Consider the following 17,536-nt stretch of genomic DNA (forward strand, 5'->3'; position numbering starts at 1 on the left):
TACCATCTGTCCTGTGCTAGTATAATAATGGTAGTTTGATCGCATAGTGATTGCATTAAAAACGGCCAAAACTATGCGAGCAGTATGCCATCACTATGCGATAACTATGCGACCACTCCAATAAATGGCACAAAAAAAAGCCACCGAAGTGACTATTTTGAATTTTCTACTACTATAAATTAATCTATAATTTCCATTTTTTTCATAATGAATGTGGCATTCTTATTCTGACACACGCCATCTCTAATCTTGTAATCAAAGTGTAAATCATCTTCTTTTATCTCCACTTCAAAACATTTATTGATAAGAATATCAGGGAATTTATTCGTTGTCTCACATACCTCTAAATCATGGGTAGCGATCACACCATAGGTCTTCTCCCTAATCAACTTATGGATTACTCCTATCGTTCCGCTCTGCTTATCATCAGAGTTCGTTCCTCTAAGTATTTCATCTAGTAATACGAAGCATGGCTCCTCTCTCACCTGTTCGATAATCATCTTTAACCTCTTCACCTCAGCATAGAAGTAAGACTCACTATCTTCTAATGAATCTGTCAATCTCATCGATACAAATAACGGCAGTGGGAAGAAAGTAGCTTTCGTAGCACAGATAGGCGCACCTATACTAGCTAGTACAAGGTTAACCCCTATGGTGCGCAAGAAAGTACTCTTACCAGACATATTAGATCCTGTCAGAATCACAAAGCGTTGGTTGCTAAAATTGATGTCATTACAGACTCTCTTTTTCTCATTCAGCAGAGGATGTCCTAGATCTTTAAACTTCATCTCTCCCTCTTCACTGATAGTTGGGAAGGTATAATGTCTGTTGTTATAAGAGAAATTCGCTAGCGAATTAAGCGCTTCTACTTCTCCTATGATCTCTATTGCTTTAGGTACAAGATGTCCTTTGCTCTGTTTCCAATTTAAAAAGCGGTGTAATACGTGTACGTGATACTGTACAAAACCGTTAAAGACAACCATCACAAAAATATTAGCTATAGTCTCTAACTGCTCGAATAGTCTAGACAGTTCTTTTAACTCTTTACTAGCCTGAAAAGAATCTTTATTTAACTCACTGATATACGATTTCATTTTATCCGTAGTGAAAGTCTCTCTTTCTATACGCTTAATGATAGAACTACAGCTCTCTATAGTCTCATGTACCTTATCTGCTCCTCCTAGCTCTGCCTGAATATTCTTTATCTGTGATAAAGTAAGTATTAGGTTAAAAGAGAATAAGGTAGAGATCACATATCCCATAAAGTCAAGGTCTAACAGAAAGTATAAAACAATCGAAATCCCTAATAGCACAGGTAATACATAACTTAATGCACGGCCTAGTTTACTAATAGGTACTACGGCTGTGTCACTCCACTTCTTTAATCTTGTATACGCTTTCTCATCTAGATTCGACAATTTACTATAAGCATTAATCTCATGTCTCCATTCTACCTTCTGAGAAAGTTCCTTAATCGCTTCTTGATTATCTAAAATAGCTTCTGAAGTCAATTTGCCTTTTAATAAATCTGCAAGCTTTTGTTTTCCTATAAACGTTGCTGTTCTATTTAGGTATTGATACAGGGATTTTTGCCCAAAAATATCTAAGTCAAAAGCATAAGGGTGTTCTGTAGTCTTAAATTCTTCTCCTGCGGCAAAGGGTCTTTTATCCTCCTCTAAGAAGGCAAGCTCATCTGTATTAATCTCTTTAAGAGCCTGTACATAGCGCATCTTCCACGAGTACTCTACGTGTACACGTAGTAATACTAAGAAAGCAACAATAAGCCCTCCTGTAAAATATAAGTAAAAGGTATCTGCGTTAGCCAAAGCTAGATAGAAGAAATAAATAATAGCGAAGAAAACAACCAAGCGTATTGCTCCTACTATTTTATACTTACTTCTTATAGCATTATATTGAGTATTAAATAATAACTGTCTTTTGTTATAAATTTCCATTGATAATTTATTTTTTTTGCCATACCGCCTCTAATGAGACATCAACAAATATACACCAATAAAAATATCTTGTTCATTAATTCTAGTTATAATATTGAGAATCTATTGTGAAAATAAGGGAATAAATAGAACAATTTAAATTAGCATCGCGCTATTTCACTTCACTAGTTTATCTTCGTATTATGAAATCACTAATGACTGCGTTATGTATCTAGACTTTGAACAAAATAGTTATCTATATCTACCTAGTTTCTTTACGGAAGAAGAATTAACATCTATAGAATTGATACTTAACAACTTTCACAAGCAATGGCTAATAGAAAATGAACAAGGGTATAAGAAGGTATTAATCAACAGTCATAGCCTTACGAGTAGTCCTTTTATTACTAAACAAGAAAGGCTAGCATTATTCCAATTCATTGCTCAGGCTAAACTTACAGATATTGTCGAGTCTATCTTTCCCGATAAAGCTAAATTCTTAAATACTCAATTATTCTTTGACCCTTATCACAAAGAACAAAAAAACTATTGGCATAGGGATATTCAGTATACAGGGCTTTCGATAGAAGAACAACAAGAAAAGATTAAGACAGAAAATGTAGTTCACTTTAGAATCCCTTTGAAGAAAGAAAATGGAATAGAAATCATCCCTGCTACTCATCGTCTATGGGATAGCCCTATAGAAGAAGATACTAGACTCTCTCAGCATGGTCGTCATCCAAGTGATGCTCTAGAGCGAGGGCAAGTGTTTAATCTAAATAGGGGTGATCTATTTATCTTCTCCGCGAATAGTATCCACAGAGGGCTATATGGGGATGAGAGATTCTCTTTTGACATCATCTACTGTGATGATACACCCGCTTTTAATGCTTTTATAGACTCTAAAAATCAACCTACAGAAGAAGAATTAATTCTTCTAAACAACAGTGTGTTCTAAGAGTATACCCTTTATACGAAGTAACTAAAAAGGATGTAATGGTATAATACCCATTATATCCTTTTTAGCTTTCTATTGGCTCTGATATAGGCTTCGTCACTTTTATCTCTCTAGATAACATACCTAACCAAGTTTTAAAGTTAAACTGTTCCCACCCTTTCTTACCTAAATCGTGACAGCGTCTAGTCCCTTTACCAAAAAGATAAATATGTAACCCTATAAAGGCTATTAGAAATAGTATTCCGAAAAAAGCGCCACTTAATCTCGCAAATACTGAGAAGCTTAAAAACAATAGCACAAAGTAAGTTACCAGACTTACGATATATGCCTTTCTGTTGATAGTCCCTTTATAAGAAAATGCCTCTTTTATCACAATTATTCAATTTATTTTGAAGCGTCAAATTTAAACAAAAACTAGTAAAAAAATCACTTCCCTTAAGTAAGTAATAGATAAGCTTATTGAGGATAAAGCAACGTTTTGTATAGCTATATTGGTTATTGTTATTTTAATTTCAAAACACATGACACCTTATGATAAATATGTTAAACAATCAAACAACACCTCCTGATTAAACAATAAGAACCTTATATTTAAGGTTATATCTATAACCAACTAGAAATAAACACTATAATATGAGATTTTTATTCACCTTACTAATGGCTTTAGCAATCACCGCAACTAAAGCACAAGAGTTAATCATACAACCACTACTTCCTCCAGATACTAAGGAACTAACAGACCTGTCTTTCCTTAAAGAAGAGCTAAAAGACAAGCAAATCGTCATGTTAGGAGAACAAACACATATGTATGATAATATCTTTGAGATGAAGACAAGAGTAGTTGAATATCTACACCAAGAAATGGGCTTTACTACTTTCGCTATGGAGTCTCCTGTATATGATATATGGAAGATGAATCAACAGGGGTTTAATCCTGATGCGTTTAATCAAGCTATATTTGATGCATGGAGTAATAGCAAAGAGTTTCAAAGATTAGTTAAGTATATAGAAGATAATAACCTTAAAGTGATAGGATATGACCCGCAAATCCTAAATGAGGATATCTTCATAGAAGACTTCTTTACTTACCTAGAGCAACAAAAAATAAGTTTAAAGCTTGACTCGGATGACTTCGGTATCGCATTAGAGGCATTGCTAGTTACTTACAAATACGATAATCAAGATATCAAATTTACTGCTTTTGAAAAAGAGCTTAAAAGAATAATTACTGCTATAGAGAGGTTACCTCAAACAGACACTAATCTTACTTGGGTACAAATCACTAAAGGTCTTCTAAGCACTGCACAATCAGTCAATGATATGAAAGAACCTATTATGACAAGTGACCTTGCCTCTAAAGATGACAACTATCGCGATAAGCAGATGGCGGATAACTTAATACAGTATATTAAAAGGCATCCTCAAGAAAAAATCATGGTGTGGGCTGATAATATCCATGTTATGTACAGCAACCCGAATAGTGGAAATGTACAAGCAAGAGCCTTCATCTCTATGGGACGACAAATAAAAGATTATTATAAAGGGAAAGTATTTAGTCTAGGTACGTTACATGCCAATGATTCCCTATTCGATACAGGGACACGTACATTACATGCTACTCCTATTCAAGAAGGTTCTTTTGAAGATCAGTTACAAAAGTTAAACACTCCTTATCTGTATATTTCTTCTAATCAGGAAGCAATGCATCGACCTATGGACACAAGGCTACTTCACTTCGTAGAGTATACGAAGGAGAGATTAGACTTATTTCACGATGGTTATATATTTCTAAATACTGCTTCACAAGCAGAGCGAAAAAAGATAAAGAAACAAGATACCCAAAACAAGGTAACTGTACCTTCTAAAGAAATTAAGCAAGAACAAGGTTCTTTTAAAGGACAACTAGTAGATAAAGATACTCAACAGCCTATCGCCTTTGCAACTATTATTTTAGTAGAACAAGATATCTATAGAGTAACGGATGATAATGGGTATTATGAACTGCCTTTTGACCCTAAGACAAAAGGCAACTCTACACTAGAGATACAAGCTCTAGGATATGATAACTATACTGTATCCTTAAATGAATTAGCTTCTGTTATCTCCTTAGAAGCCAACTTTGACTTACTAGATGAATTAGTTATCACCAAACAACTTACTCCAAAAGAAGTACTCCGCCTTGCTATCAAAAAGAAAGCTGAGAACCACCCTACTGAACCATTTAACTTCACTAGATTTAGTAATGAATTAATCTATAAGAACGATACTAAAATATTTGACCTTGAAATGATAACTAAAGATTACCAGGAAACCTATTTAGGCTTGAACAGAACAACTTTTGAGGTACAACAAGTAAAATGGAACAATAGAGGTATTAAGAACATAAAAAATACAGACCATATTTTTAGAGGCAGAGAGAATCCAATTCAATACTCTAATATATTACACAAAAGAAAATACAAGAAGTTTAAACTCTCGTTTATAGAATCTAAAGATCCTAATGATAGTAACTTATATGTTATCGCATTCGAAACAGAGAGAGAGGGTTGGAATTACACTAATAAAGCTGATCCCTCTAAATACTCAGGTAGAATTTATATTAATCAAGATAACTATGCCATAGTAAAAGTGGTTGAAACATGGGAATCATCATTAGATGCTGACTATTTAAAAAGTAAGTATAAACACAATTCTAATATAGAGCGTATTGCATTAAGGACTGCTAAGGAAGAAAATATCAGCGTATTCAAAGATCTCCTCAATAATGGTAAATACTATGCTACTAACTTCTTCTATAGATCCTTTAGTGAAGAAACTTATCATAATGGAGAGAAACATAATTTCACCAGCTCTACTGACTCACATTTATTTGATTTAAAAACAAATGACGTCGAATTCATAGAGTATGAATTTAAAAACAAAAGCAAAACTTTACTAGATAGGGTATCTTACAATGAGGACTTTTGGAACAACTTCTACAAAGAAAACCCTCAGTATAAACCATAATTAAGTTAAACAAAAAGAGGCTGTAATGGGATTACAGCCTCTTCTATTTTATTTAGTAATAACAACTATCCCAAATGCACCTCCTCTAGTACCGTACATCATGTCAGTTTGTTTTGACTTCTCATATTTTATTTCCTTCACCTCTTCTATCTTGAGTAAGGCTAAGTCTTTTGATTTAACGAACTTACTCCCCTCTGCACTCCCCTTCTTATCTACTAATAATACATCATAATCTCCTGAATCTACTAAAGGAACAGCTCCTCTATTGTATAGCTTACATGTGTTGATATATAACTCTTCCACATATTCTTGTAAAGATACCTTATTACCAGGGTTCACTTCTGATATTTTCTGTACTGAAGTTGGTAAACTATCTTTAGCATTTATCGTTTTCTCTTGAGGTTCTTGCGCAAAACAGAGCGCTGTAACACCTAGTGCTACAATACTGTATCTTATCTTTTTCATGAGGTATAGCGTGAAATTATGAGCCTCTAATTTACTCTTTCTAATCTTAATATAATGATAAAAATAAGGTATTGAAATGCTAATTAAATCAACTATTGCTTTAACACCCAGTCCACTATTTTTTGTTTAGGTTCTTGATGGATTTCATAACTTTCTCCATCAGCGAAAAAATGATTTTCCCCTTCTAGTACATCTATTGTTATATTCTTATTATGAAAACTCTTAAGCAACTCAACATTGCTAATAGGATCTACTAATACGTCTTGATCTCCTATCATATAAAACATCGGTATAGCTATCGCTCTATACTTATCCTGATTGTCTTTTGCTACTAAATCTTTTTCTGTACGTCCTATTAGAAATCGATACCTCGTTTTAGTTTTCTTATCTGTATATCCTATCTCCTTCATCTTTTTCTTATACATCTTCCAATAGTTCTTATCATCCTTAATTGAAATATAATAATCCGCTAATTCGTTATACACCTTTTCTTTTTCTTCTTGAGTATCATACGCAAAGTAATCTTGAAAACCATTCTCTTCTTGTCTTAGTTGGTATAGAAACATCTCTTTACCAGAAACAACAGGTGATGATAACATCACTAAGAAATCAGGGTCAAAAGAATGAGCATAAGCATCCATAATAGCTATCCCTCCCATGCTATGTCCTATCACACCAATCTTTTTATCCTTTAACTCTTGTCTCTTCTTTAACATCTGAAAGGCAGAAGCTAATTCTGCACCCATCATAGAAGGGCTATATGACATATCTCCACCTCCTGTTCCTCCTGAATTTCCCATCTCTCTTTCATCATATCTAAATACAGCTACATTGTGATCTAATAAGGCTTCTGCTAAATAGCTATGTGTATTACGTGTATTATATCCTGTACCTGGTTTAATAATCACTACTTTATCGAAGCCTGTCAAAGGTATAATCAAACTCCCTTCAAAAGAAACACTATCTATCTTTTCTTTCCAATGAAAGGCAGGTACATTAAATTTAATCGTAGTAAAAGAGTAATTGTCTTTTTTAGGGACATAGGTTTCTAAGTCAGTCTTAGCATTCTGTCCTATACCCATCGAGGTAATCAGTAGAAAGCTGTATAAAATTAAGTGTTTCATAATTATAAGTTTTAGTTAAGTGTTCTATAGATAACTACTTAATCAAAACCTTTAGTATAAAAAAAAGCTACTTTAACATATCGTAAAGTAGCTTTATTCATTCTTATATCAAGTGATTACCACACTAATACGCTATTCTCATTCTTCCAAAGTAACAAACGGAAATCTTCATAAATATCGGCAGTACCAATAGTATGTGTATCTCTTACAGGCTTATTCAAAGTCAACTTGTGTAATATACCTGCATGTGTACCTACATACAATGTCTTCTCATCTTCTGATAATACCATTCCACTTATGGTAGAACCTAAGAAATGTTGCCACAGCTCTCTTCCGTCTTTATGTATTGCTCTGATATATCCATAAGCATCTCCTAAGATATAGTAGTCATTAAAAGCTACACCAGCATACACACGCATTCCTTCATCTAATATTGTAATATCCTCATGATCATCCCACCCTGGTATATCCATTCCATCTAGCTTATCTCCATCTACACCTATCGATATCCCATTGTAAAAATGACAAGAGTTAGTCAATAGTTGTTTATCATCTTTAGTAAACAAACAATAATGTGGATATTCAGATTGTGGACCTACTGATCCTACTTTATCTCCTTCACTGTCCAAAACGATGTGATCGCTACACTGCTCTCCTACTACAATATATTTATTGTCGTGAGATAAAGTAGCATGATCCATAGATAATCCATTGTTTTCTTCCCCTTCTTCTAGTATTGGAAACAACAGTTTCTCTTGTTTAGTATTTAATAAATAAATTCCCTCTGAAGAAATGAACAAGACTTTCTGCCCATCATTAAAAGGAATAAGTCTTGTAATTCCTATATTCGCTAAAGTATCTAATGTAAACTCTGCTATAATTTCTCCTTCCCATCCTTGACGAGTCACTATCTTATCTGCGTATGCTATCGCATAAACAAGATTGCGCATAGACTGTCCGATGCTTTTAATCTCTTTATCTAATGCTACTACTTCTGTTCCTTTTGCTATATATGCTTGTCTTTCTTCATAAGAAGTCCCTTGCATAAAAACAACACTATCTTCTGCTATATAACAAATATCTCCTATATAACTTCCATTATCATCCAACATCTGTACAATTGGAGCGTGTGCAGGAGGAAACTCTTGTCTAAAAGTATCTACTGTACCATTAGCATTTGCCTCTCTTAATAACTCAATAACTGCTTCTGCAAGTTTACCTCTTGTGTCCTCTGCTTCTTTACCATCCCATTTTTCCCAGCCGTGTTCTGTACCGAAAGCAACCATATCATTAATCTCCTTAGCATACTTCTCGCCTTTCTTATACCACTTAGTCTGTAGCTCTTCTCTTGCTTTCATCTCTTCTATGTTTTATCACAGCACTAAAGTATTGACTTATGTCTTCTAATGCAATCACTTTATTCAGCTAATTTTCGCTCTCCTAAGTTCTCGATTAACCTCAATAAATAGCCATCTGGATCTTGTACTAAGAACTGCTTCTGACCGAACTCTACATCTTCTACTCTATACCAACGCTCTTCTACATCAATAAACACATTATATTTAGCCTCTTGAAGTCGTTTTAGAATAGGTATTATGGCATTTACTTCTATTTGAAAGTTTATTCCTCTACCATATGGCTTTTCCATAACGCCTGTCTCCCATTCTCTATCAGCAGGATTATATTGTTCTAACATTACTTGTGCTTCTCCCATACCTAAATAAGCAAAGTGTTCTTCCTTGCGATCATACATTACTTCAAAACCTATGTAATCACACCAGAACTGTAAACTACTAGCTAAGTCAGATACTACAAACTCTGGTACTAAAGCTGCCCATTTTATACTATCACTTCTCATTACACATACTTTTTACTAAAAATACAACTTACTCTATAAAACCTTTTTACACTTGCTTCCCTTTCATCATTTTATTCCAATATAAATAGGGTAACATATATTTCTTCAACATCCATAAGCGCCAATGCTCTTGATCACTATTCGAAATAAACATTTGCTTTAACTTAGGATCAGGCATAAACTCATTCTTATAATTAAACTCAGCCAACACCATCTTTCCATAACCTGTCACTAATGGACAAGAAGAATATCCTAAATACTCTTTATTTGTAGCTTCGCCGTTAGCTATTAGCTTACATAAATTATCTACCACTACAGGAACTTGCTTACGTATTGCAGCACCTGTCTTAGCTGTAGGTAAGCCTGCTACATCTCCTAGTCCGAATACGTTAGCATACTTATTGTGTTGTAAACTGTTTAAATCAACATCTAACCAACCAGCTGTATTTACTAAATTAGATTCTCTTACAAACTGTGGAGCCACTTGAGGCGGTGCTAAATGCAAGAAGTCAAAAGACATTTCTACTATGCTATTATCAGTAGTGATCGTACTTTCATCCGAAATCACCACACACTTATTATCTTGCATATTCATCTGTTTAAAGTATACTTTTCGATTATCAGTATCTATCCTAATCGGATTATGAAATGGCTTGAAATCAATACCGTATCTATCAACCACTTTCATTAAGGTCTCTGCAATAGGTTTAACTCCAAAAATAACACTCCCAGGCATTGGGAAGTGAACTTTAGTATTCTTAGCTATTCCTTTCTTGCGAAAATAATCACATGCCAGATACATGATCTTCTGAGGGGCTCCACCACATTTAATAGGTGTATTCGGTTGAGTGAAAATAGCCGTTCCTCCTTTAAATTCTTGTAATAACTTCCAAGTATATTCTGGATCTATATAGTTACTACACACTACACCTTTCTCTACAGCATCTGCTAATCCTTCTATTAAAGATAAATCATTTACCAAACCAGGACATACTACTAGATAATCATAAGTATAGCTTAGTCCTTCTTTAGTACTTAGGCGATTATTATGAGCATCTATAGAAACCACCATATCGCGAATCCAATCTACTCCACTAGGTATAAGATCCTTTGTAGGTTTTATCGTTTTTTTCTTATCATAAGCTCCTGCTCCTACTAGTGTAAATGCAGGTTGATAGTAATGTAATTCTGAAGCATCTATAATCCCAACTTCTATATTGCGATTACGCTTCTTTAGCTGAGCTGCTGTCATTATACCAGCAGTTCCTGCCCCTATAATAAGAATTTGATAATGAGTTTTCATGATTTACAATATTGTTTCGGTTAATATACTAAAATATCAATCATTCACAGAATGCATTGTAACAAATGTTACAATACTGTTTATAATTTATTAATCGAAATACATTATGTATCACGCAATACATACCCAATAAAACAAAAAAAGAGAGATGATCTCTCATCTCTCTTCATATATAAATAGAATAGCCTAATTCTTATTCCCCTTTTTTAGCTCTTCTAGATCTAGCTAATAAAGTATTCTTTAATAACATCGCTATTGTCATTGGTCCTACACCACCAGGTACAGGAGTGATAAAAGCAGCTTTCTTACTAACTTCGTCAAAGTCTACATCTCCTGCGATAACGTATCCTCTAGGATTAGTCTCGTCTGGTACACGAGTGATACCTACGTCTACTACAGTTACCCCGTCCTTCACCATATCTCCTTTTAAGAAGTAAGGCACTCCTAGTGCTGAAATGATAATATCTGCTTCTCTAGTAATCTCTGCAATATTCTTAGTGCGACTATGCGTAAGTGTCACAGTAGCATCCCCAGGATAACCTTTGCGGCTTAACAAGATACTCATAGGGCGACCTACAATGTGAGAACGACCGATAACTACTACGTTTTTACCTGCTGTCTCTACTTTATAACGCTCTAATAATTCCATGATTCCATAAGGTGTAGCTGGCAAGAATGTTTCCATCTCTAGTGCCATACGACCGAAGTTCGTTGGGTGAAACCCATCTACATCTTTATCCGCATCGATAGCTAATAAGATTTTTTGCTCATCAATGTGTTTTGGAAGAGGTAATTGAACGATATATCCATCTATAGCAGGATCAGCATTCAATTCTTTTACTTTAGCTAAAAGTTCTTCTTCTGTCGTCTCTTCTGGCAAAGAAACTAATGTAGATTCAAAACCTACTTTCTCACAAGACTTAACCTTACTTCCTACGTAAGTTAAACTTGCTCCATTAGTACCAACAATAACTGCTGCTAAGTGAGGTACTTTTTCTCCACGAGCCTTCATCTGTTGAACCTCAACAGCGATCTCATTCTTGATATCTTCCGATACCTTTTTTCCGTCTAGTAGTTGCATTAAAATAAAATGTGTGTTGTGTGTATGTAAATAAAGAAGGTTTAAACCTCATAATGAACCTTAAACCTTCTTCTTTAATTATCTTTGCATGCCTTTCATTTGCCCCATCATTCTCATCAAATTCTTTCCTTTTGCCCCTTGCATCATCTTCATCATTTTGCTCATTTGATCGAATTGCTTAAGCAATTGATTCACTTGTTGTATATCTGTACCCGATCCTTTAGCGATACGGTTCTTGCGTTTTACATCTATAATAGATGGTTTAGAACGTTCTGCAGGAGTCATTGAGTAGATAATAGCCTCGATATGTTTAAACGCATCATCTTCTATCTCTACATCTTTCATTGCTTTTCCAACTCCAGGTATCATCCCCATCAAGTCTTTCATATTCCCCATCTTCTTCACTTGCTGAATCTGATTTAAGAAATCGTCAAAACCAAACTCATTCTTCGCGATTTTCTTCTGGATTTTACGAGCCTCTTCTTCGTCGTATTGAGCCTGTGCACGCTCTACTAACGAGATAACGTCTCCCATCCCTAAGATACGGTCTGCCATACGATCTGGATAGAACACATCTATCGCCTCCATCTTCTCACCAGTACCGATAAACTTAATCGGTTTATTTACTACTGATTTAATTGAGATTGCAGCTCCTCCACGTGTATCCCCATCTAACTTAGTAAGGATTACCCCATCGAAGTTTAATCTATCGTTAAAAGCTTTCGCTGTATTTACGGCATCTTGTCCTGTCATAGAGTCCACTACGAATAGCGTCTCATGTGGTGTAATAGCTTTGTGGATATTAGCGATCTCCGTCATCATCTCCTCGTCTACTGCTAGACGACCAGCTGTATCGACGATCACTACGTTGAATCCATTTGCCTTAGCATGCTTAATAGCATTCTCTGCAATTAGTACAGGATTGTTATTTCCTTCTTCTGAATATACTTCTATACCTAATTGATCACCTACTACGTGTAACTGATTAATAGCCGCAGGACGATATACGTCACACGCTACCAATAAAGGTTTCTTATTTTTCTTTGTCTTTAAGAAGTTTGCTAGTTTACCAGAGAATGTTGTTTTCCCTGACCCTTGCAAACCTGACATTAAAATAACTGAAGGATTACCAGATAAGTTAATACCTGCAGCCTCACCTCCCATTAATTGAGTCAACTCGTCCTTAACGATTTTGATCATCAATTGTCCTGGTTGTAAAGTTGTAAGTACCTCTTGTCCTAAGGCTTTTTCTTTTACTACATTAGTAAAATCTTTAGCAATCTTAAAGTTAACGTCGGCATCTAATAGAGCTCTACGAACCTCTTTTAGAGTGTCTGCTACATTGACTTCTGTAATCTTGCCGTGTCCCTTAAGGATATGAAAGGCTTTATCTAATTTATCACTTAAATTATCAAACATATCGGTATTATTTTAATACTTTGAGTCGCCAAAGATACTATTTAACTCGTTAAGTCACAAAAAGCAAAAGCAACAAAACATACTTTTTTAAAAATTATTTGTTATTTCGGTTATTTATCACCAATTACCTTCTCTCTACCAAATCTTTTCAAAGGAGAAAAACTTATTTATAAACCGAATATCATTACCTTAGTTATTATAATAAATCCAAAACATGAAAAAACTACTTATACTAACCTCTGCCTTCATATTATCATATAGTCAAACGATATACAGTCAGGACTTACACACTAAAATAGATAGTATACGCAACCTGTACAACGTACCTGAAGTGGCCTTTGCCATTGTAACAAAAGATCAGACTGTTCAAAAAGGCATCTCTGGACATCACAAATTCAGTGAAAAGAACACACCTTCTAATGCTGACCTAAAAGACTACTTCCACTTAGGTTCTAACTCTAAAGCCATTACAGGGTTTATAGCTGCCAAACTAGTAGAACAAGGCAAAATCAAATGGAATACTACCTATTTTGATCTATTCCCAGAAGCAAAAGAATCTGCTAATCCTGCATACTATAACGCTACGCTGAAGGACTTCTTCTCTCATAGAGCTAAAGTACATGCCTTCACTAGTGGTACGGAACGCATTGGTCTGCCTAAATTTGAAGGAACAAAGCAACAACAGCGACAAGCTTTCGCTCAACATGTATTAACGATGTCTCCACTAGAGGCTCCTGATGGATATACCTATTCTAATGCAGGGTATAGTATAGCAGCTTCTATGTTAGAGAAAGTAGCTAACAAATCTTGGGAAGAACTAGCAAAAGAAATTCTAACCAACGAACTAGGTATAGACTTCGTCATCGGCTGGCCAAATCGCAATCTAGAAAACCAACCTTGGGGACATGCCCTACAGTATGATGTACTAGAATCTGTACCTCCTACTTATAACTATGCATTAACCCTTATAGAGCCTGCTGGTGACTTAAGTATGAATATAGAGAATTATATCAAATACATTCAACTCAATCTACAAGGTCTTGCAGGTCAAAACAACGCTCTTAAGGCAAGTACTTATGACTTCTTATTTAACAGTCAAAGCAAATATGCCATAGGTTGGGGGAATCTTATCAATGAGACTACTAAGCTATATGACCACGCCGGTTCTGATGGTACATTCTTTACCTATACACAGATAGACGGAATATCGAATACTGCCTATATCATTATGGCAAACAGCGGTACTGCTAATGCTCAACAGGCTGTAATGAAAATAGTGCAAGTGATGAAAGACGCTAATAAGTAAATACAATAAACATTAGCTTTAATTTTAAAACAATGCTCTTTCCCATTTCCCTTTTATCCTTAATTTTGCAGTCTAAAAATTAGAATTACATGTCTCAGCCTAAAGCTATCTTCAGAAAGTTTACCAGTGATGTGCAGTCTATAGCACTGCCGACTAAGTTTACTTTCCCTTTTTATTACGAACCTCATCCCCTAACCGTACTAGCAGCAGAAGAGTTACAACGCGAACTAAGTACACATCCTCTTATAGCACCGCTATTTGACACAAAGGATGAGAACTGTCTACCTACAGGTAAGATGTTTGGTGTACTAGTAGTAAAAAATGAAAAAGGAGAACTAGGCTATTTAGCAGGCTTCTCTGGTAAGCTAGGCAGTCATACAGACCTAGAAGGATACGTACCTCTAATCTTTGACCTGTGGAATGAGAACGGCTTTTTTGCAAGAGAAGATGTAGAGGTAAAAGCAATTAATGCTATCAATGCCAAAATAGAAAAACTAGAAGCAGATACTGTATATAGCAATGCCAAAACTTTGTTGAAACAACAGATAGCTGAAGAAAAAACAGCCATCGAAGAGAAGAAAGCACAGCATAAAAAACAAAAAAACGAGCGAAAAGCCATCCGAAAAGAACAGGAAGCTATACTTTCTCCTGAAGAATTTCAGCTTTTAAATGATGACTTAGTCAAACAGAGCTTAAGAGATAAATATGAGTTGCGCGTACTGACAGAATATTGGCAAGAGCAAATCACTACGACTAGAGATATCACGACAAGTATAGAAGAAGAGCTAAATAACCTAAAAGAAGAACGCAAACAAAAGTCTAATGGACTACAGCAAAAACTATTCGCTTCTTACAAATTCTTAAATTACAAAGGAGAAGAACAAAGCTTATTAGAGATCTTCGAAAAGACAGTATTACAACAGCCGCCTGCTGCTGCAGGAGACTGTGCCGCTCCTAAACTGATGCAATACGCCTATGAGCATAATTATACGCCTATTGCCTTAGGAGAATTCTGGTGGGGAGAGTCTCCGAAGTCAGAGATTCGCAAGCATCAGCACTTCTACCCTTCTTGTCGCAGTAAATGTGAGCCTATTTTAGGACATATGCTAGAAGGCTTAGAAGTAGATGATAATCCACTATTGATCAACCCTGCTCTTAACAGACCTATTGAGGTAGTCTATGAGGATGAGTACTTCGCTATTGTAAATAAGCCTGAAGACTTCTTATCTGTACCTGGTATTTATATACTAGACTCTGTATATGAACGTATGAAACTTCGCTACCCTAATGCTACAGGTCCTCTTATCGTACACCGCTTAGACATGCCTACATCAGGTATCTTAATCATTGCTAAGGATAAAGACTCGCATAAAGCACTACAGAGCCAGTTTATAAAGAAGAGCTTAGAGAAGAGATATGTCGCTATACTAGATGGTATCATAGAAGAAGACGAAGGGACTATAGAACTACCGTTGAGAATAGACTTTGACGATAGACCTAGACAGATGGTCTGCTATGAATATGGCAAGTATGCCAAGACTAGATACGAAGTGATAGAACGAAAAGATGGTAAGACGAAAGTGTACTTCTATCCTATCACAGGGCGTACACATCAGCTGCGTATGCATGCCTCACACCCAAAAGGACTAAACACACCTATAGTAGGTGATGACCTATATGGTACCAAAGCAGACAGACTATATCTACATGCAGAAAGTATTACTTTTAGACATCCAAAGACATACGAATTAATGACATTTACCATAAAAGAGAGCTTCTAAGCTCTCTTTTTTCATTACATTAGCTATAAATACAGCACTATGAATGAAAAGAAAAAACAGTTACAAAAGCATAAACGCATAGCTACTGGACTATTTATACTTATGGCTATCCTCTATATCTCTATGGTATATGTCATCAGACATTCACCTGCTTCGTGGATGGGATATGTCAAGGCATTCTCAGAAGCTGCGATGGTTGGGGCACTAGCAGACTGGTTTGCGGTGACAGCTCTTTTTAGACATCCGATGGGCATGCCCATTCCGCATACTAATCTTATTGTGAATAGCAAAAACAAGATTGGAGATAACCTAGGAGACTTTGTCACAGATAACTTCTTGACTTCAGATAATATCAGACCTTATGTAGAGAAAGTTGACTTAGCGAATATGATTTCTACTTGGTTAAACAAGCCTAATAATCAAATCATTTTGGAGCATGAGATTACTTCACTTGCCAAACGAATACTCGCTGAACTAGAAGATGAAACAATCATCGCACTGATGACTTCAAAAGCGAAAGAAGGCATCGCAACTATTAATATTCAAAGCTTTGTATCACAAGGGGTCACCTATGCTATCGAAAAGAATGAACACAACAGATTATTAGATATTATCTTGCCTAAGGCACAGCTCTATGTAGAAGAACACCGCCAAGAAATATATGATAATGTCGTAGAAAAAAAACCTATCTTAGGGCTTATCGGAGGTAAAGCGGTGACGAATCAACTTATCAATGGTATCAATACCTTCTTAAGTGATATAGAAAAAGACCCTAATCACAAAATAAGAAAAGAGATCACCCTGAGGTTAGAAATGCTAGCTGTAGATATAGAAGCTTCTCCTATGTGGAAAGCTAAGTTCGATGAAATCATAGGTCAATTCATTACTGATGATACTATTCATACGTATATGCAAGATCTATGGCACTCTACGAAGGAGAATCTACTCGTACAACTAGAGGACAATAACTCAGTACTGCGCAAGTATATCTCTAATAGCCTGTCTAAAATAGCACTAGACTTAGAAAATAACGAAGAGAATAAAATCAAGATCAATAAGTGGATACAACACACCATCTATAAAGTAGCTCTTAAAAACACAAAAGAAGTAGGGCAACTAATCAGAAATACTGTAGATAGCTGGGATGGTCGTGAACTAAGTGATAAGCTAGAACTAGAAGTAGGTAAAGACTTACAATATATCCGTATCAATGGTACTCTAGTGGGAGGGCTAGTAGGGCTACTTATTTATATTATTACTTCCTTGTTATAGTTACATTTTACTTATAATATCACTAGTCT

General features: G+C 35.4%; 14 protein-coding genes. 5 read left to right on the forward strand and 9 right to left on the reverse strand.

The window, feature by feature from the left end; genetic code table 11:
• Positions 1-179: 179 nt before the first annotated feature.
• Entirely contained in the window at positions 180-1,955 is a 1,776-nt protein-coding gene (locus HX049_RS01870) for a MutS-related protein (protein WP_286413583.1), read from the reverse strand.
• 205 nt (positions 1,956-2,160) lie between these two features.
• Here HX049_RS01870 and HX049_RS01875 point away from each other — a divergent pair, with 205 nt between their 5' ends.
• A complete protein-coding gene (locus tag HX049_RS01875) occupies positions 2,161-2,892 on the forward strand; it encodes a phytanoyl-CoA dioxygenase family protein (RefSeq protein WP_286413584.1) in 732 nt (243 codons plus the stop codon).
• Positions 2,893-2,956: 64 nt separating this feature from the next.
• Here HX049_RS01875 and HX049_RS01880 read toward each other — a convergent pair whose 3' ends face one another.
• Positions 2,957-3,265 carry a DUF805 domain-containing protein gene (locus HX049_RS01880; RefSeq protein WP_286413586.1) on the reverse strand — a complete coding sequence of 103 codons (309 nt, stop codon included), beginning with the start codon at positions 3,263-3,265 and terminating at the stop codon, positions 2,957-2,959.
• 260 nt (positions 3,266-3,525) lie between these two features.
• Here HX049_RS01880 and HX049_RS01885 point away from each other — a divergent pair, with 260 nt between their 5' ends.
• Positions 3,526-5,898: an erythromycin esterase family protein gene (locus tag HX049_RS01885; protein WP_286413588.1), complete on the forward strand. Its 2,373-nt coding sequence runs from the start codon at positions 3,526-3,528 to the stop codon at positions 5,896-5,898.
• Positions 5,899-5,946: 48 nt separating this feature from the next.
• Here HX049_RS01885 and HX049_RS01890 read toward each other — a convergent pair whose 3' ends face one another.
• From HX049_RS01890 to ffh, 7 genes are all read right to left on the reverse strand, one after another.
• Positions 5,947-6,363, reverse strand: a complete 417-nt coding sequence (locus HX049_RS01890) for a hypothetical protein (RefSeq protein ID WP_131540653.1) — start codon at positions 6,361-6,363, stop codon at positions 5,947-5,949.
• A 92-nt stretch (positions 6,364-6,455) separates the two neighbouring features.
• Positions 6,456-7,487 carry an alpha/beta hydrolase gene (locus HX049_RS01895; RefSeq protein WP_286413590.1) on the reverse strand — a complete coding sequence of 344 codons (1,032 nt, stop codon included), beginning with the start codon at positions 7,485-7,487 and terminating at the stop codon, positions 6,456-6,458.
• Between the two features lie 116 nt (positions 7,488-7,603).
• A complete protein-coding gene (locus tag HX049_RS01900) occupies positions 7,604-8,845 on the reverse strand; it encodes a hypothetical protein (RefSeq protein WP_286413593.1) in 1,242 nt (413 codons plus the stop codon).
• 59 nt (positions 8,846-8,904) lie between these two features.
• Complete coding sequence (locus HX049_RS01905) at positions 8,905-9,345, reverse strand: bleomycin resistance protein (protein ID WP_286413596.1); 441 nt, start codon at positions 9,343-9,345, stop codon at positions 8,905-8,907.
• Between the two features lie 46 nt (positions 9,346-9,391).
• Positions 9,392-10,648 (reverse strand): NAD(P)/FAD-dependent oxidoreductase, encoded by a 1,257-nt coding sequence (locus HX049_RS01910; RefSeq protein WP_286413598.1) that lies wholly within the window; start codon positions 10,646-10,648, stop codon positions 9,392-9,394.
• A gap of 193 nt (positions 10,649-10,841) precedes the next feature.
• Positions 10,842-11,729 (reverse strand): bifunctional 5,10-methylenetetrahydrofolate dehydrogenase/5,10-methenyltetrahydrofolate cyclohydrolase, encoded by an 888-nt coding sequence (locus HX049_RS01915; RefSeq protein WP_006256929.1) that lies wholly within the window; start codon positions 11,727-11,729, stop codon positions 10,842-10,844.
• Between the two features lie 78 nt (positions 11,730-11,807).
• Entirely contained in the window at positions 11,808-13,148 is a 1,341-nt protein-coding gene (ffh, locus tag HX049_RS01920; RefSeq protein WP_131540649.1) for a signal recognition particle protein, read from the reverse strand.
• A gap of 214 nt (positions 13,149-13,362) precedes the next feature.
• Here ffh and HX049_RS01925 point away from each other — a divergent pair, with 214 nt between their 5' ends.
• From HX049_RS01925 to HX049_RS01935, 3 genes are all read left to right on the forward strand, one after another.
• Entirely contained in the window at positions 13,363-14,454 is a 1,092-nt protein-coding gene (locus HX049_RS01925) for a serine hydrolase domain-containing protein (protein ID WP_286413601.1), read from the forward strand.
• Between the two features lie 89 nt (positions 14,455-14,543).
• The gene (locus HX049_RS01930; protein ID WP_286413603.1) at positions 14,544-16,235 is read left to right on the forward strand and encodes an RluA family pseudouridine synthase; all 1,692 of its coding nucleotides are present in this window, start codon (positions 14,544-14,546) and stop codon (positions 16,233-16,235) included.
• Positions 16,236-16,274: 39 nt separating this feature from the next.
• The gene (locus HX049_RS01935) at positions 16,275-17,507 is read left to right on the forward strand and encodes a DUF445 domain-containing protein (RefSeq protein ID WP_286413606.1); all 1,233 of its coding nucleotides are present in this window, start codon (positions 16,275-16,277) and stop codon (positions 17,505-17,507) included.
• The last annotated feature ends 29 nt before the right edge of the window (positions 17,508-17,536 follow it).

The sequence above is a fragment of the Myroides odoratimimus genome (assembly GCF_030326305.1).
GTDB classification, from domain to species: domain Bacteria; phylum Bacteroidota; class Bacteroidia; order Flavobacteriales; family Flavobacteriaceae; genus Flavobacterium; species Flavobacterium odoratimimum_A.

Excerpts from the sequence above, each read along its gene's own strand:
- HX049_RS01895 (WP_286413590.1), bottom strand. The coding sequence starts at position 7,487 with ATGAAACACTTAATTTTATACAGCTTTCTACTGATTACCTCGATGGGT.
- ffh (WP_131540649.1), bottom strand. The coding sequence starts at position 13,148 with ATGTTTGATAATTTAAGTGATAAATTAGATAAAGCCTTTCATATCCTT.
- HX049_RS01875 (WP_286413584.1), top strand. The coding sequence starts at position 2,161 with ATGTATCTAGACTTTGAACAAAATAGTTATCTATATCTACCTAGTTTC.
- HX049_RS01910 (WP_286413598.1), bottom strand. The coding sequence starts at position 10,648 with ATGAAAACTCATTATCAAATTCTTATTATAGGGGCAGGAACTGCTGGT.
- HX049_RS01900 (WP_286413593.1), bottom strand. The coding sequence starts at position 8,845 with ATGAAAGCAAGAGAAGAGCTACAGACTAAGTGGTATAAGAAAGGCGAG.
- HX049_RS01890 (WP_131540653.1), bottom strand. The coding sequence starts at position 6,363 with ATGAAAAAGATAAGATACAGTATTGTAGCACTAGGTGTTACAGCGCTC.
- HX049_RS01905 (WP_286413596.1), bottom strand. The coding sequence starts at position 9,345 with ATGAGAAGTGATAGTATAAAATGGGCAGCTTTAGTACCAGAGTTTGTA.
- HX049_RS01885 (WP_286413588.1), top strand. The coding sequence starts at position 3,526 with ATGAGATTTTTATTCACCTTACTAATGGCTTTAGCAATCACCGCAACT.
- HX049_RS01925 (WP_286413601.1), top strand. The coding sequence starts at position 13,363 with ATGAAAAAACTACTTATACTAACCTCTGCCTTCATATTATCATATAGT.
- HX049_RS01915 (WP_006256929.1), bottom strand. The coding sequence starts at position 11,729 with ATGCAACTACTAGACGGAAAAAAGGTATCGGAAGATATCAAGAATGAG.
- HX049_RS01935 (WP_286413606.1), top strand. The coding sequence starts at position 16,275 with ATGAATGAAAAGAAAAAACAGTTACAAAAGCATAAACGCATAGCTACT.
- HX049_RS01930 (WP_286413603.1), top strand. The coding sequence starts at position 14,544 with ATGTCTCAGCCTAAAGCTATCTTCAGAAAGTTTACCAGTGATGTGCAG.
- HX049_RS01870 (WP_286413583.1), bottom strand. The coding sequence starts at position 1,955 with ATGGAAATTTATAACAAAAGACAGTTATTATTTAATACTCAATATAAT.